Here is a 15,975-nt window from a genome sequence, read left to right on the forward strand (position 1 = left end):
GCGGCAAGAACTTTTGTCGTAGCTCTTTACTTATTTATAAAATGTGTAATAGTATTGAGATTACAATTTATCTATGTTTATGTTTTAAAAGGGTAAATGAAATGATACAATTAGAAAGTATGTAATTGACAATAATTAGTAATTTATAAAATCCAATTAAGAATTTGTATGCAGAAAGGGAATTTATTAGATGCGAAATGTCTTAAAGAAATGGGTCGAAAGTGATAAACGTGAACTTAAACGACTCAGTAAATTGGCCGATCAAGTAGGGTCATACTCTAAAGAATATCGTGAGTTAAGTGATGCTGAACTTCAAGCGAAAACTCCCGAATTTAAACAACGTTATGCTGATGGTGAAACTTTGGATGATTTATTACCCGAAGCTTTTGCTGTGGCCCGAGAAGGCGCCAAACGAGTATTAGGTCTTTATCCATTCCACGTGCAAATTATGGGTGGAATTGTGCTTCATGAAGGTAACATCGCCGAAATGAAGACTGGTGAAGGAAAGACGCTTACAGCAACGATGCCAGTATATTTAAATGCTATCGCTGGCGAAGGAGTTCACGTTGTTACGGTTAACGAATATCTATCTCAACGTGATGCCACTGAAATGGGCGAATTATATAGTTGGCTAGGTTTAACTGTTGGAGTTAATCTTGCTCAAATGAACCCTGATGAAAAACGTGAAGCTTATGCGGCTGATATTACTTATTCAACTAATAGTGAAATTGGTTTCGATTATCTTCGTGATAACATGGTGGCTTATAAAGAAGAAATGGTTCAAAGACCGTTAAGCTTTGCTATCGTTGATGAAGTTGATTCAATTTTAATTGATGAAGCCAGAACTCCACTGATTATTTCAGGTCAAGCTACTGGTACTTCACAGTTATATCAAAGTACTGATCAATTCGCTAAGACCTTCATGAAGGTGAAGACTTTAAGGTTGATTTGGAAACTAAGACAGTTTCATTGACTGATAAGGGAATTGAGAAGGGTGAAAAGTACTTTAACCTTACTAACCTGTATGACACTGATAACACAGCCTTGACCCACCATTTGGATCAAGCTTTACGAGCTAATTTCATTATGCTTCGCGATAAAGACTATGTTGTTCAAGAAGATGAAGTTCTCATCGTTGATTCATTTACTGGACGGATTATGGATGGTCGTCGTTTCTCAGATGGCCTTCACCAAGCAATTGAAGCCAAAGAAGGCGTTACTATCCAAGAGGAAAGTAAGACTATGGCTAACATTACTTATCAAAATATGTTCAGAATGTACAAAAAGCTTGCTGGAATGACTGGTACTGCTAAGACTGAAGCTGAAGAATTCCGCGAAATTTACAACATGGAAGTTATTTCTGTTCCTACTAACAAACCGGTTGTCCGGATTGACGAACCTGATGTTCTCTATCCAAACCTGCAAACCAAATTTGAGGCCGTAGTTAGCAAAATCAAGGAATTACATGAAAAAGGCCAACCGATGTTGATTGGTACCGTGGCGGTTGAAACCTCAGAGTATCTATCACAACGTTTAGATCAAGAAGGCATTCCTCACGTTGTTTTGAATGCTAAAAACCATGCTAAAGAAGCTGAGATTGTTACAAATGCTGGTCAAAAGGGTGCTGTTACAATTGCTACCAACATGGCTGGACGGGGAACTGATATTAAATTAGGACCTGGGGTTGTTGAACTTGGTGGATTAGCGGTTATTGGTACTGAACGACATGAATCTCGAAGAATTGATAATCAACTTCGTGGCCGGGCAGGTCGTCAAGGTGATCCAGGATTGTCACAATTCTACTTGTCACTTGAAGATGACTTAATGCTTCGTTTCGGCTCCGAAAGAATCAAGAACTTCTTAGAGCGGATGAATGTTGAAGGTGATGATGCAGTTATTCGTTCTCGAATGATTACTAAGCAAGTTGAATCCGCTCAAAAGCGAGTTGAAGGTAATAACTATGACTCTCGGAAGAATGTGCTTCAATATGATGATGTCATGAGACAACAACGTGAAGTTATTTATGGCGAACGTCAAGAAGTTATCGGCGAAGAAAAATCACTTAAATGGGTAATTATGCCAATGATTGAAAGAACCATCAATCGAATTGTTGACCTTCATACTCAAGGTGATACTGAGGATTGGGATCTACAAACCATCCTTGACTTTGCGATTTCTGCAATGGTAAACCCTGATCAAATTTCAATGGATGACCTTAGAGGTAAATCTGCTGAAGAGATTAAGAGTTTCCTAATGGGATTAGCCAACAAGGTTTATGACGAAAAGAAAGAAGCATTATATGATGAATCACAAATGCTTGAATTTGAAAAAGTCGTTATCCTTCGAGTAGTTGATTCTCACTGGACTGATCATATTGATATGATGGATCAATTAAGACAATCAATTGGTCTTCGTGGTTATGGTCAACAAAATCCATTAGTTGAATACCAACGTGAAGGTTACAAGATGTTTGAAGAAATGATCGCTGATATTGATTATGATGCAACCAGATTATTTATGAAGGCTGAAATTAGACAAAATATGCAACGTTAATCTGACTAAAGAATCCAGGCAATTATGTTTGGATTCTTTATTTTAATAAGGAAATGGTGACTAAAATGACTTTTGAAATAACGGATGCCAAAAAACAACTAGCTGATATGCAACAAGCCATTGCTGGCTTTAGGAGGTCACTTTGACTTTGATGCTTTAAGTGAAAGTATTGAAATTAATGAGTCAAAGATGGCAGAACCAGGTTTTTGGGATAACCAGGAAATCGCTCAAAAATTAATTGATGAAACAAATCAGATGAAAACTAAAGTGGATAGTTATACTCACTTGAAGAACGAGAGCGACGAACTATCTGTGATGTTAGAGCTGATTGCTGAAGATGATGATCCTGATATGATAAGCGAGTATGCAGATGCTCAAAGCAAATTATCTAAAGAACTTGATAAGTATCAATTGCAGCTTTTATTAAATGAAAAATATGATCATAACAACGCTATTCTTGAAATTCATCCTGGGGCTGGAGGAACTGAATCTCAAGATTGGGGGTCAATGCTATTGAGAATGTATAACCGGTGGGCAGAAGCTCATCGGTTTCGGGTTGAGGTTTTAGACTATCAAGCTGGGGATGTTGCTGGAATCAGTAGTGTTTCCTTGCTAATCTCTGGTCCGGATGCATATGGTTACCTTAGATCAGAAAAAGGTGTTCATCGCCTGGTTAGAATCTCACCATTTGATTCAGCCGCTCGGAGACACACCTCGTTTGCATCGGTAGATGTAATGCCCGAATTGAATGATGATGTTGAAATTGAAATTAATCAAGATGACTTACGAGTTGATGTTTATCGTTCAAGTGGAGCTGGCGGACAACATATTAACAAGACTTCATCCGCTGTTCGGATTACTCATCTACCAACGGGAATTGTCGTTGCAAGTCAGGCTCAACGATCACAGCTTCAAAACCGAGAAACCGCGATGAATATGTTGAAGTCAAAGCTGTATGAATTAGAAGAACAGAAAAAAGCCGAAGAAAAAGCCAAGATTGAAGGCGAACAATTAGAGATTGGCTGGGGCTCACAAATTCGTTCTTATGTATTTCATCCATATTCAATGGTTAAGGATCACCGTACCAATTACGAAACAGCCAATACTAGTGCTGTGATGGATGGTGATTTAGATCCATTCATTAATGCGTATCTGCAGTGGAAGTTAGCTCAACAAAACCCTGATTAATTAAAACTAAGCCCCTCAACCACCATCAGGTGGGCGAGAGGCTTTTTTTAGTTACATATTTTATTTATGCTACGTGATTGGGGCCTTAAATTAAATTTGGGACAATGCTATACTTAAACTAAACTAATTAGGGGAAATAGAAATGAAAATTGTGTTTTTGCTCCTCTTTTTTTTACTTCAACCAGTTCTCTGGCTTACAGTAATTAGAAGCGGCGTTTTATTTCTTTCCAGAGTCAAACGGGAAAGAAAATTATTTAGATCGGCAATTTACGAAGACTTTTTTGAAGGTCGCCATTTATTAAAAAGCACGTTATTTTGCGGCGTAATTGCCTCGATTATGGGAATATTGCTTATTAGTGTGTCAGCAAAATGGATTGTGGTTTACATAGCACTTGAGTTAATTAGTGTTGTAGTTTTATCATTTACCAGTTTACCAATTACTTTAATTACTTTAAGCGGAGTTTTGGTTACACTGATAACTGTTCCAAATGATCTATTCGGATTAAGTTGGTTAACCTCTGCTTTAAGTGCATCATTACAAGCGGTACCGATAGCTAATTTAATTGCCATTTTAGGAATCATATTGGTCTTAAATGGATTATATGTGATCGGTGTCGGTGGTAATTATCCATCGCCAATAATTGATCGTAATAAGCGAAATACACGAATTGCTAAATTTAGATTTAATGAGTCGGCGGTTGTCCCAATGCTGTTGTTGGTTCCTGGAAACTGGTTTGAAGCTCATTTATCGTTTTGGCCAGTCTTTAACTATGGCGGACATTCATATACATTATTCATATTGCCATTATTACTGGGACTCCGATTTACGGTTAAGCGAGGCGTTTTGGGAACTATGATTGCCAAAGTTGCTCATGTAACCATTGCCACTGGAGTATTAGCGTTGCTGGGAGCGATTATTACTAAATTCATTCCTGCAATTGGCATTTATGCGCTAATCACGATTTGGTTAGTATATTTAATTAGTTTAATGGTGATTAAATCACAGGATCGGCGAATTGATTTTGAGTATAGTGAAGTAATGGATGGGGTGAGGGTATTAGGTATTAAACCCGAAACTCCTGCTGCTAAAATGAACCTTGAAGTTGGTGACATCATTTTAGAGGTTAATGGTGAATTAGTAACCAATGAGACTGAACTGTATCAAGCAATTTCTCAGAATTCAACTTATTGTAAGTTAAAGGTTAGGGATCGAAACGATCAGTTGAAAATTACTGAAACAGCAATTTTTAAAAATTCACCGCATGAAATTGGTATTAAAACCTATTCAGATTACGCGTAATGAGGGATAAACTTTGAAAAATGTGTTGATTGTCGACGATGAACCAGCAATTATTACTTTACTTCAATATAATTTGAAGCGCGAAAATTTTGAAGTAGACTCTGCCATTAATGGTAAAGAAGCCCTTCAAAAAATTAAAGCACATGAATATACAATTGTGCTTCTTGATTTGATGTTACCTGAAATGAGTGGCGAGGAAGTTTTAAAGCAGATGCGCATGGATCGAATCACGACACCAGTAATTATTTTAACCGCTAAAGACACTGAATTTGATAAAGTATTTGGCTTGGAAATGGGGGCAGATGATTACATCTCCAAACCTTTTAGTCCACGTGAAGTAATCGCTAGAATCAATGCAGTGCTACGACGTTATCAAGTTACAGAAGCTAATTTGAGTGACGTCAAAGAAGCTTCAGATGACAATCAAAATCAAGTGGTAGGACCATTTACCATTGATAAGAAACAATACCAAGTATTAGTAGATGGGGAAAATCTTAGATTAACGCCAAAGGAGTTTGAACTGTTTAGCTACCTTGCTAATCACGATAAACAAGTTTTTAGTCGGGAACAATTACTTTCTGGAGTTTGGGGATTCGACTATAGTGGTCAAAGTCGAATGGTAGACATTCAAATTGCACATTTAAGAGATAAGATTGAAACGGATCCCAAACATCCTGTCTATTTGAAAACGGTACGTGGAATTGGATATCAATTCGTAAGTGGGGATGATTAGGTGAATAGGTCAACTAAAAATTTATATAATCTGTTTGGCATAGAACTAATCATCTTAGCTTGTCTAGGATTAGGCATTAGCTACCATAATCGCAGTTGGCTAATTACGACTTTTGTGCTTGCAACTGGGTCCATAGTTTACTTGATGTTTATCTTAATCCAGAATCATCAAGATAATCGGGTCATCTATCGCTTGCATGGAGCTGTGAAGAGTTTAAATCTAAAGACTTCTGCTCAGCCAGTATTAGTGAAACCGGATGATAATTACAAAGATTTAGCTGATGAAATTAATGAACTGGCGGCATCACAAAACAAGCAGATTCAGTATTCATCTATGGCAAATAATGAATTGCTAAAGATTATTAATACATTACCAGTTGGGGTAATGGTCATCAATCAAAACAGTGACGTAATTTTCGCTAATCCTCAAATGGGTGATATTCTAGACCGTAAAATTAGTCGAGAAGCTCATCCCTACACGATAGATATCGTCAATTACAAGATGTTAACCATGATCGACAATGTTTTTAATAGTCATCAATCTGTAAGGTCTGAAATCACTGCGGCGACTGACGGTACGAAAACTATTGATACTCAGGTAGTGTATAGTCGAATTAATTCTTCGTTTCATGTGATTGTTATTGCCTATGATATTTCTGATGTGATCAATATTACTCAAATGCAAGTGGATTTTTTGCGGAATGCTAGTCATGAATTGAAAACCCCAGTGACTGCCATTTCTGGGTTTGCTAAAACATTATTAGATGGGGCAAAAGATGATCCAGAAGTATTAACTGAATTTTTAGAGATCATTAATCAACAAAGCGATCAGCTAACCTCACTGATCAATGACATCTTAACGATTTCTCATATTCAGAAAGATGAAATTCAAACAAGTGATTCAGTACGACTAAAGGACTTTGTCGATCAGGAACTAATGACGCAAAGTACTCAAATCAAGCAACATAATCTGGAAATTCAGAATTTAATTGATGAAACATTCGAGGTCACAATGGCCTTTGATTCACTTCAAAGAATTGTTCGCAATTTAATTTCAAATGCTGTTAAGTATAATCGCGATGGTGGTCAAATTATAATTAATGCCTATAGTCAGGGAAACTTCTGGTACTTTAGCGTTAAAGATACAGGAATTGGAATCAGTCAGCGAGATCTTTCTAGAATTTTTGAACGGTTTTATCGTTCAGATGAATCGCGAAATAAGCAGCAGATTCCCGGAACGGGCTTAGGTTTGTCAATCGTGAATGAACTAGTTGAATCATTGTCTGGAAAGATTACAGTTAAAAGTCAACGAGGAGTTGGCTCTACGTTTACAGTTCGCCTGCCAAAGGAAAATTGAATATTACCGCGATAAGTAAGCCCCTATTATGAATGTCCTTCATAGTAGGGGCTTTTAATTTGTCGATATAAAACATTTACATAATTTTTACAATGGACTGAGTGAATATTTACATTGGTTATTTACAATAGTAAGTGAATTAAGCGAGGAGGAATTTGCCATGCGGAAACAGACAATTATTAATATTTGTGTGGGCATCTTGTTGGTATTTGGAATTGGCTATGCGTATGCCACACGTGATAGCACTGAAAGTACGGGAGAATCCATTACTGCCGTTGGATCAACAGCATTGCAGCCACTGGTTGAAGCTGCCAGTGAGGAATATATTGCTAATCATCCAGGGATGTTTATCAATGTACAGGGAGGCGGTTCGGGAACCGGACTTAGTCAAATTGAATCTGGGGCCGTTCAAATGGGAAATTCTGACTTGTTCGCTGAAAGAAAAAAGTGGGATCAACCCTAAGAAATTAGTCGATCATCGTGTTGCTGTCGTGGGGGTCGCCCCAATTGTAAATAAGGATACTGGTATTAAAGCGTTGACTTCTAATCAATTAATTAAAATTTTCACGGGAAAGATTACTAATTGGCGTCAGGTTGGTGGTAAAAATATGCCGGTAACTTTAATCAATCGTTCTCAGGGTAGTGGAACGCGAGTCACATTTGAAGACTACGGTTTGCATGGCGAAGAGAGTGCAGTTGCTCAGGAACAAGATTCATCAGGGACGGTTAGACAAATTGTTAGTACAACACCAGGAGCAATTAGTTACGTTGCGTTCGGCTACTTAAATAAATCAATTGTGCCAATTGAAATTGATGGTGTTATGCCAACTGCCAAGAATGTGCAAACTAATCGCTGGAGAATTTGGTCTTATGAACATATTTACACGAATGGGCAACCGCGAGGAATAACTAAAAAATTCTTAAACTTTCTTAATAGTCGTCATATTCAAAAAGAATTATTCCAAAAACTTGGGTATATCTCAGTTAATGATATGCAATATCAACGGACTTGGGACGGTAAGATAACGAAAGAGGTAGGTGAGTAATGTGGAAAATAAGAAATTAGCTTCACAGTTACTAAAAAAATCTAAAACAGCGCGTTATGAACGTTTCGGCCAAGGGATTAGTTTAGCAGCGTTACTGTTGATTATGTTAGTTGTGGTAGGCATTATCTTATTCGTTGCATCCAAAGGAATTTCAACGTTTACTCATGATCATATCTCATTAAAAGACTTCTTTGGTGGGACTATTTGGAATCCGGGCACCAATACGCCTGATGGTAAACCAGCTGTTGGGGCATTACCGATGATCTTAGGGTCATTTTTAGTAACCTTGTTAGCAGCGTTGGTTGCAACTCCATTTGCAATTGGAACGGCAGTGTATATGACTGAAATTTCACCTAAGAAGGGTGCTAAATTCTTGCAACCAGTCATTGAATTATTAGTGGGGATTCCCTCCGTAGTTTATGGCTTTATTGGATTGTCAGTCGTAGTACCTTTCGTTAGAAACACCTTTGGAGGTTCTGGATTCGGAATCTTATCAGGTACTTTTGTCCTTTTCGTAATGATCTTACCAACCATTGTTTCAATGACCGTTGATTCACTAAAATCAGTGCCTAAGTATTATCGACAAGCTTCTTTGGCTCTGGGAGCTACTGCTTGGCAAACCATCTGGAAAGTTGTATTACGTGCAGCCACTCCAGGGATTTTAACAGCAATTGTCTTTGGAATGGCTCGAGCATTTGGTGAAGCTCTTGCGGTACAAATGGTAATTGGGAATGCGGCATTGATGCCCCAAAATCTTGTATCACCAGCGTCAACTTTGACGTCAGTTCTAACTTCCGGAATGGGTAATACCGTTATGGGGTCGCTTCAAAATGACGCTTTATGGTCGTTAGCTTTGGTACTGTTATTCATGTCACTGTTCTTCAATCTCCTGGTTCACTTCATCGGCCGGAAAGGGGCGTTTAAAAAATGAAAACTCAATCTCAGAGTAAGATTGCAATTGGAATTTTAAAAGGCATTGCGATTTGTGTGGTCCTGATTCTTGCCTTCCTATTGGGATATATTTTTATCACTGGTTTACCTAACGTTAGTTGGGGATTTCTAACTAGACCAGCCAAAGCCTTTCAAGCCGGTGGTGGTGTTGGAGTACAACTATTCAATTCCTTTTATTTATTAATTTTGGCAATGCTAATCTCGACGCCAATTGCTTTAGGAGCAGCGATCTATCTAAATGAATATGCTAAGGATAACTGGGTTACATCAACCATCCGAACAATGATTGAAATTTTAAGTTCGTTACCGTCAGTTGTCGTTGGATTGTTTGGGTTTCTATTGTTTGTTATTCAGTTTAATTACGGATTTTCAATTTTATCTGGAGCATTGACATTAACCATTTTTAACTTACCATTGTTGACGCGGAGCATGGAAGATTCGCTTTCAAGTGTTTCAAATGATCAACGTCAAGGTGGTCTAGGGTTAGGACTTTCAAAGTTTGAAACAATTACCCATATCGTGGTTCCGGCAGCACTTCCGGGAATTATCAGCGGCATGATTCTCTCATCTGGTAGAATTTTTGGTGAAGCAGCCGCCTTAATTTACACTGCGGGACAAAGTGCGCCTGCGCTAAATTTTGGTGATTGGAATCCATTTAACATTGATAGCCCGCTGAGCCCAATGCGTCCGGCTGAGACGCTGGCGGTACACATTTGGAAGATTAATTCAGAGGGCATTATGCCAGATTTGAGCCAAGTTTCATCTGGATCATCGGCAGTGTTAGTTCTCGCCATCTTAATTTTTAACTTATCGGCTAGGTACCTGGGACGGAAAATCTTTGAAAAGATGACTTCAGCAAGTTAGGAGAAGAGCTATGCAAGATATGTTAAATAACCAGAAACAAGAGCGGTTCATTTATCGGTTTGGCGAAGATGAAGAAATTACAATGGCCACCGAAGATTTACAAGTGTTTTATGGGGATTCACTGGCTATGAGTAATGCTGATTTAACTTTTAAGAAGAATACGATTACGGCATTGATTGGTCCATCAGGTTCAGGTAAATCAACTTATTTAAGAAGTTTAAATCGAATGAACGATGAGGTTGCTACGGTTAAGGGTAAAATTTTTTATCAGGGAGTGGATATCAATCAGCCGGGAATTGACGTATATGAAGTCCGCCGCCGAATCGGCATGGTGTTTCAACGACCTAATCCCTTTGCTAAGTCGATTTACGATAACATTACTTTCGCACTTAAGCGCAGAGGAATTCGTGATAAGCAAAAGTTAGATGAAATTGTTGAGACGACATTAAAGGAAGCTGCAGTTTGGGATCAAGTTAAGGACTCGTTGCATAAAAGTGCTTTAGCCTTATCTGGTGGCCAGGCTCAGCGAGTTTGTATTGCAAGGGCATTAGCAGTACGACCAGATGTGTTGTTACTTGATGAGCCAGCATCGGCTTTAGACCCAGTTTCAACGGTTCAATTAGAGCAGACCTTGCAAGAGCTAAAAAAAGACTACACGATTATTATCGTTACCCATAACATGCAACAAGCTGCTAGATTAAGTGACTACACGGTATTCTTTAATTTGGGTCAAGCAATTGAATACAATAAGACAAGAAAGATATTTACCCGACCAAAAATTCAGTTAACGGAAGATTATGTTTCCGGAAACTTTGGGTAGGAGGATCTGTGATGAGTGAACCAATTATTTCATCAAAACACCTAGATTTATTTTATGGTGATTATCAAGCATTACATGATATTAACTTGAGTTTTGAAGACAATGAAATCTCCGCGTTAATCGGTCCGTCAGGATGTGGAAAATCAACTTTTCTTCGATGCTTAAATCGAATGAACGATATGATTGATAGTGTCACGATTACTGGCTCGGTTCAATTTAGAGGTGAAAACATTTACGCTCCCCAAACTAACTTAGTTGAATTACGAAAAGATATTGGTATGGTCTTTCAGCAACCCAACCCATTTCCATTTTCAGTCTATGACAATGTTACGTATGGGCTTAAAATTGCTGGGATTAAAGACAAGGCTAAACTAGATGAAATCGTTGAGCGAAGCTTGCGTCAAGCAGCAGTTTGGGATGAGGTCAAAGATCACTTATACGATAATGCCTTATCATTCTCTGGCGGGCAACAACAGCGGATTTGTATTGCTAGGGTGCTAGCTGTCTCACCAGATATTATTTTGATGGATGAGCCAACCTCAGCGCTGGATCCAATTTCTAGTGCCAAAATTGAAGATACTTTGCTTGATTTAAAGGAACAATACACCATCGTGATTGTTACACATAACTTGCAACAGGCTTCTAGAATTTCTGATAAGACAGCGTTCTTTATGGATGGCACAGTAGTTGAGTATGACAAGACTAGCAAAATTTTTGTTAATCCGGAAAATCAAAAAACTGAAGATTACGTTTCGGGAAGATTTGGATAGGAGGAAATTATGGGAAAAATATTTGATGACGAATTGGCTAGTCTTAAAGCCGATTTTATGAAGATGGCAGCTTTGGTGAGGGATGCAGTGGCAAATAGTGGCCAAGCATTTATTGATCATGATGTAGATGCGGCAAATGTGGTGATTGATCATGATCACGAGATTAACGAGTTACAAACGTATCTAGAGAAACGATCATTTGAATTGATTGCATTATATCAACCCGTTACCACTGATTTACGGGAAGTTGTCGGGGTACTTAAGAGTGTTACAGATCTTGAACGAGCAGGAGATCATGCACGAAATATCGCTAGATCAACAATTAAGATTAAAGGCCAAGATCGAATTCCAGAAGTTGAAAAGGTGATTGCCACGATGGTTAATGAAGTGGTTAAGGAGTATTCACAATCAATTGATGCCTACGCAGCAGTTGATGAAAGTCGGGCCAAAGAAACAGCTTCAATTTTTAATGAAGAAATCAATGATTTGTATAACGGGGTTGCTTCACCAAGTTATCGAACAATGACTGAGAAGCCAGATATTTTAAATTCTGCGATTATTTATTTAAACGTTGCTAAAGATCTTAGTCGAATTTCAGATTATAGTACTAACATTTGTGAGTGGACAGTTTACCTTGCGACCGGAAAAATTATTGAACTAGGTTAAGATTTTGTGATTTTAGCGTTGCATACTTGAATGTAACGCTTTTTTTTAATACTCTTAAGTTATTGTTAGAGGAGGAATTATACATGAAATGGTTAAATACATTTAAACGATCTGTAACCGATCGGTGGATTGCTGGTGTCATCGGTGGACTTTCTCAATCACTTAATTGGAATTCTACATTAGTTAGGGTATTATTTTGGTGTTACTATTCATGCCAGTAATCAATCTCATTATTGTGATAGCTTACGTGGCAGCAGTGATATTGGTTCCTTCTGAGAATTCAACTGGTTCGTTTTTTGACTTATTCAAAGGATTTAGTCAAACACCAGCAAAAAATTCAAGAAAGGTTATCCATGATGCTGAAGAGCAAGACATTGATAACGATAATAAAGGAGAATAAGTATGCGCTTTTTATCAAGTTTACTGATCAATACCATTTTGTTTATGGCGATTAGCGGTTTTTTACCAAATTATTTTTACGTGGCTAGTTTTGGAATTGCATTTTTAGCAGCCTTTGTTTTAGCATTTCTAAACTTTTTGATTAAACCAATTTTAAAATTACTATCCTTACCAATTACGGTTTTAACATTTGGATTATTTAGTTTAATTATCAACGGTTTTTATTTTGGAATTGACGTCAAAAATTGTAGGTTCAGGGTTTGAATTTTCATCATTTTGGATGGCCGTGTTAGTGGCAGTTTTGATGTCAGTATTGAATGGAATCATCACAGAATTCTTTTCTCGAGAGGTCCATTAAGCGCTAACAAAGTGGTAAAATTAAACTAATATATTGCATTGAGGAGGGGTTAATTTGGCAGACAGCGTAACGATTGCTGAATTGGTTAAGACTGCGAGATTAGATGTTTATTCTGGGGAAGAATATCTTGAAGAACGTAGTGTTTCAACTAGTGATATTTCGCGGCCCGGTTTGGAATTAACCGGATTTTTTAATTATTATCCAGCAAAACGAATTCAACTTTTAGGAATTACTGAGATTTCGTACTCCAAAGGTTTATCTCATGAAGAGTTATTGAAGGTCATGAAGCAGATGTGTCAGCCTGAAACGCCAGCATTTGTGATTTCAACACAGTTAGATCCACCGGAGGAGTTGATTGAGGCCGCTGAAGAAAAACGCATCCCAATTTTAGGTTCAAAATTGACCACTTCTCGAGTTTTGAGTAACATGACTAACTATTTAGAAGACAAGTTGGCAGAACGGCAATCAATTCATGGTGTCCTAGTTGATGTTTATGGATTGGGAATTTTGATTACTGGTGATAGTGGAGTTGGTAAGAGTGAAACCGCATTGGAGCTTGTTAAGCGGGGACACCGACTAATTGCAGATGATCGAGTTGAAGTTTATCAACAAGATGAACAAACTTTGATGGGAGAAGCTCCGGCTATTTTAAAGCACTTACTCGAAATTCGGGGTATTGGGATTATTGATGTGATGACTTTATTTGGAACTGGGGCAGTTAGAAGTCGAACTAGAGTATCACTGATTATCCATTTAGCTAACTTCTCTAAGGACGCTAAGTATGACCGTCTGGGAAACGGTACGCAGGATGTTAAGTTTTTTGATGTGACGGTTCCTAAGATGACGATTCCGGTTAAGACTGGTCGGAATTTAGCAATTATTATCGAGGCTGCTGCAATGAACTTCCGGGCCCAGTCAATGGGGTATGATGCTACGGAAACCTTTGACCGGAATTTAAATAACTTAATTAAGGTTAATAGCCAAAAAGATATTGATGAAAAAAAGCAAGCGGATGAAACAAAAAAAGAGAATCAAGAAGCTTTATCGGAATCCGACAACTCTAAGGGCAAAGATGATAGTAAAGATTAGGAGTTTTAATTTTGAAAAATTCGGTGTTACTGGCTTTGAATCCAATTGCCTTTAATCTAGGTCCAATTGAGGTCCACTGGTATGGGATTATTATTGCAACTGGTGTAATTTTAGCAGTGGCTTTAGCAGTGGCAGAAGGCAATCGACAGGGAATCAAGGATGACGATATTTATGATATGATTCTATGGGCATTACCGGCGGCATTAATTTGTGCTCGAGCATATTACGTTATTTTCCAATGGAGTTACTACAAGGATAATCCAGGTGAAATTATTAAAATCTGGGATGGCGGCATTGCCATTTATGGCTCACTAATCGGGGCGATTATTGTGGTAATTCTGTTTTGTCGCAGTCGCTTCATTCCAGTTTGGAAGATGCTTGATGTTGCAGCACCAACGGTAATTATGGCTCAAGCAATTGGCCGTTGGGGTAATTTTATGAACCAGGAAGCTTTTGGTAAAGTTACATCATTGTCGTTTTTACAGGGATTGCACTTACCAAAGTTTATTATTAACCAGATGTATATCTCTGGCGCATATCGGCAACCCACTTTTTTATATGAGTCAATGTGGAGTTTTCTCGGTTTCTTATTGTTGATCTCACTTCGGCACAATCCTCAATTATTTAAACGAGGCGAGATTTTCTTAACTTATGTAATGTGGTATTCGTTTGGAAGATTCTTTATAGAAGGAATGAGAACAGATAGCCTTTATTGGGGACCTTTAAGAGTTTCTCAAATTCTTTCAATCGGATTGTTCGTTGGCGCGCTGATTACTTTAGTTGTGCGGCGCCGAAAAATAATGATGTGTGGTATGTTGAAGATAACTCGAAGCAGAAGATTAAAGGAGAAATCTAATGACAAGTAAAATCGCAGTTTTAGGTGCTGGATCCTGGGGTAGTGTGTTAGCTAGTGTGCTGGATGAAAATGGCAATGATGTTAAGCTATGGTCATACAATAAGGAACAAGTTGAATTATTTAATTCAACACACACTAATCCTCACTATATCAAGGACCACACTTTTTCCGATACATTGGTTGCCTATAATGATTTAGCTGAGGCAATTAAGGATGTTGAATATATTTTATTTGTTGTCCCAACTCAAGTGACAAGATCGGTTGCTAAGCAAGTATCAGAAATTTTAATTCAAAATAACCAAAAAGTTGACTTGATTCATGCTTCAAAAGGAATTGAGGAAGGCACATATATGCGGTTATCTGAAGTGCTTGCTCAAGAAATCAAACCAGAAAATCGGAAATCAATTTCAGTTATTTCTGGCCCTAGCCACGCTGAAGATGCGATTAAAAAAGACATTACGTTAGTGACAGTGGCTAGCCGTAATTTAGGTGATGCTGAACGAGTTCAAAATTTGTTTATGAACAGTTATTTCCGGGTTTATACAAGTGACGACGTCATCGGCGTCGAGATTGGGGCGGCCCTTAAAAATATTATTGCCTTAGGAGCCGGGGCCTTAAATGGCCTTGGTTATAAAGATAATGCTAAGGCAGCTTTGATGACTCGAGGATTAGCAGAGATTTCTCGGTTAGGCACTTCATTTGGTGCTAATCCATTGACCTTCATTGGTCTATCTGGTGTAGGTGATATTATCGTTACTGGAACCAGTACTAATTCAAGAAATTGGCGGGCTGGTAATGAATTAGGTCAAGGTAAATCGCTTGATGAAGTGGTTAAAAATATGGGAATGGTAATTGAAGGAATTTCAACTACTAAAGCAGCCTACGAGCTATCCAAGAAGCGTGGGGTTGATATGCCAATTACGAGTGCCATTTATCACGTGCTATATGATGGTGCTGACATTAAGACAACAATCAATCAATTAATGACTCGTGAAGGCCGTTCAGAGCTTTCATAGGAGAATTTGG

At 38.1% G+C, this 15,975-nt stretch carries 14 protein-coding genes and 3 pseudogenes; all 17 read left to right on the forward strand.

Annotated features, from left to right (window positions below; all coding sequences use genetic code 11):
• Positions 1 to 190 precede the first annotated feature (190 nt).
• The 17 genes and pseudogenes from secA (at position 191) to NBRC111893_RS03355 (ending at position 15,965) form a co-directional block, all read left to right on the forward strand.
• Positions 191 to 2,553 (forward strand): annotated as a pseudogene (gene secA / locus NBRC111893_RS03280) (preprotein translocase subunit SecA).
• A gap of 65 nt (positions 2,554 to 2,618) precedes the next feature.
• Positions 2,619 to 3,741 (forward strand): peptide chain release factor 2 gene (prfB, locus tag NBRC111893_RS03285; protein WP_191984816.1). Its coding sequence is split into 2 segments (ribosomal slippage): positions 2,619 to 2,696 and positions 2,698 to 3,741, totalling 1,122 coding nucleotides; the frame shifts between segments, so codons are not numbered across the junction.
• 142 nt (positions 3,742 to 3,883) lie between these two features.
• Positions 3,884 to 5,041 (forward strand): PDZ domain-containing protein, encoded by a 1,158-nt coding sequence (locus NBRC111893_RS03290; RefSeq protein WP_125007983.1) that lies wholly within the window; start codon positions 3,884 to 3,886, stop codon positions 5,039 to 5,041.
• Positions 5,042 to 5,054: 13 nt separating this feature from the next.
• On the forward strand, positions 5,055 to 5,774 hold the full coding sequence (locus NBRC111893_RS03295; protein ID WP_125007984.1) for a response regulator transcription factor: 720 nt from the start codon (positions 5,055 to 5,057) through the stop codon (positions 5,772 to 5,774).
• Positions 5,775 to 7,130, forward strand: coding sequence for a sensor histidine kinase (locus NBRC111893_RS03300; protein WP_125007985.1), 1,356 nt, complete (start codon positions 5,775 to 5,777; stop codon positions 7,128 to 7,130).
• A 160-nt stretch (positions 7,131 to 7,290) separates the two neighbouring features.
• A pseudogene (locus NBRC111893_RS03305) lies at positions 7,291 to 8,176 on the forward strand (phosphate ABC transporter substrate-binding protein PstS family protein).
• A gap of 1 nt (position 8,177) precedes the next feature.
• A complete protein-coding gene (gene pstC, locus NBRC111893_RS03310) occupies positions 8,178 to 9,107 on the forward strand; it encodes a phosphate ABC transporter permease subunit PstC (RefSeq protein WP_125007986.1) in 930 nt (309 codons plus the stop codon).
• A complete protein-coding gene (pstA, locus tag NBRC111893_RS03315) occupies positions 9,104 to 9,991 on the forward strand; it encodes a phosphate ABC transporter permease PstA (RefSeq protein WP_125007987.1) in 888 nt (295 codons plus the stop codon). The genes pstC and pstA overlap by 4 nt, the downstream gene beginning before the upstream one ends.
• Positions 9,992 to 10,001: 10 nt before the next feature.
• Entirely contained in the window at positions 10,002 to 10,811 is an 810-nt protein-coding gene (gene pstB, locus NBRC111893_RS03320) for a phosphate ABC transporter ATP-binding protein PstB (RefSeq protein ID WP_125007988.1), read from the forward strand.
• A gap of 11 nt (positions 10,812 to 10,822) precedes the next feature.
• Complete coding sequence (pstB, locus tag NBRC111893_RS03325; RefSeq protein WP_125007989.1) at positions 10,823 to 11,581, forward strand: phosphate ABC transporter ATP-binding protein PstB; 759 nt, start codon at positions 10,823 to 10,825, stop codon at positions 11,579 to 11,581.
• Between the two features lie 9 nt (positions 11,582 to 11,590).
• Positions 11,591 to 12,247, forward strand: coding sequence for a phosphate signaling complex protein PhoU (phoU, locus tag NBRC111893_RS03330; protein ID WP_125007990.1), 657 nt, complete (start codon positions 11,591 to 11,593; stop codon positions 12,245 to 12,247).
• 83 nt (positions 12,248 to 12,330) lie between these two features.
• Complete coding sequence (locus tag NBRC111893_RS11085) at positions 12,331 to 12,468, forward strand: PspC domain-containing protein (RefSeq protein ID WP_225417532.1); 138 nt, start codon at positions 12,331 to 12,333, stop codon at positions 12,466 to 12,468.
• Positions 12,459 to 12,647, forward strand: a complete 189-nt coding sequence (locus tag NBRC111893_RS11090) for a hypothetical protein (protein WP_225417534.1) — start codon at positions 12,459 to 12,461, stop codon at positions 12,645 to 12,647. The genes NBRC111893_RS11085 and NBRC111893_RS11090 overlap by 10 nt, the downstream gene beginning before the upstream one ends.
• Positions 12,648 to 12,649: 2 nt before the next feature.
• Positions 12,650 to 13,004, forward strand: a pseudogene (locus NBRC111893_RS03340) (phage holin family protein).
• 54 nt (positions 13,005 to 13,058) lie between these two features.
• On the forward strand, positions 13,059 to 14,093 hold the full coding sequence (gene hprK, locus NBRC111893_RS03345) for an HPr(Ser) kinase/phosphatase (protein WP_125007991.1): 1,035 nt from the start codon (positions 13,059 to 13,061) through the stop codon (positions 14,091 to 14,093).
• 11 nt (positions 14,094 to 14,104) lie between these two features.
• Positions 14,105 to 14,959 (forward strand): prolipoprotein diacylglyceryl transferase, encoded by an 855-nt coding sequence (lgt, locus tag NBRC111893_RS03350; RefSeq protein WP_125007992.1) that lies wholly within the window; start codon positions 14,105 to 14,107, stop codon positions 14,957 to 14,959.
• Positions 14,949 to 15,965 (forward strand): NAD(P)H-dependent glycerol-3-phosphate dehydrogenase, encoded by a 1,017-nt coding sequence (locus tag NBRC111893_RS03355; RefSeq protein ID WP_125007993.1) that lies wholly within the window; start codon positions 14,949 to 14,951, stop codon positions 15,963 to 15,965. The genes lgt and NBRC111893_RS03355 overlap by 11 nt, the downstream gene beginning before the upstream one ends.
• The last annotated feature ends 10 nt before the right edge of the window (positions 15,966 to 15,975 follow it).

The organism is Lentilactobacillus kosonis (assembly GCF_003864335.1).
Taxonomy (GTDB): Bacteria; Bacillota; Bacilli; order Lactobacillales; family Lactobacillaceae; genus Lentilactobacillus; species Lentilactobacillus kosonis.

Coding starts and splice junctions, on each gene's coding strand:
- pstB (WP_125007989.1), top strand. CDS start 10,823: ATGAGTGAACCAATTATTTCATCAAAACACCTAGATTTATTTTATGGT.
- NBRC111893_RS11090 (WP_225417534.1), top strand. CDS start 12,459: ATGCCAGTAATCAATCTCATTATTGTGATAGCTTACGTGGCAGCAGTG.
- NBRC111893_RS11085 (WP_225417532.1), top strand. CDS start 12,331: ATGAAATGGTTAAATACATTTAAACGATCTGTAACCGATCGGTGGATT.
- pstA (WP_125007987.1), top strand. CDS start 9,104: ATGAAAACTCAATCTCAGAGTAAGATTGCAATTGGAATTTTAAAAGGC.
- NBRC111893_RS03355 (WP_125007993.1), top strand. CDS start 14,949: ATGACAAGTAAAATCGCAGTTTTAGGTGCTGGATCCTGGGGTAGTGTG.
- NBRC111893_RS03290 (WP_125007983.1), top strand. CDS start 3,884: ATGAAAATTGTGTTTTTGCTCCTCTTTTTTTTACTTCAACCAGTTCTC.
- pstB (WP_125007988.1), top strand. CDS start 10,002: ATGCAAGATATGTTAAATAACCAGAAACAAGAGCGGTTCATTTATCGG.
- phoU (WP_125007990.1), top strand. CDS start 11,591: ATGGGAAAAATATTTGATGACGAATTGGCTAGTCTTAAAGCCGATTTT.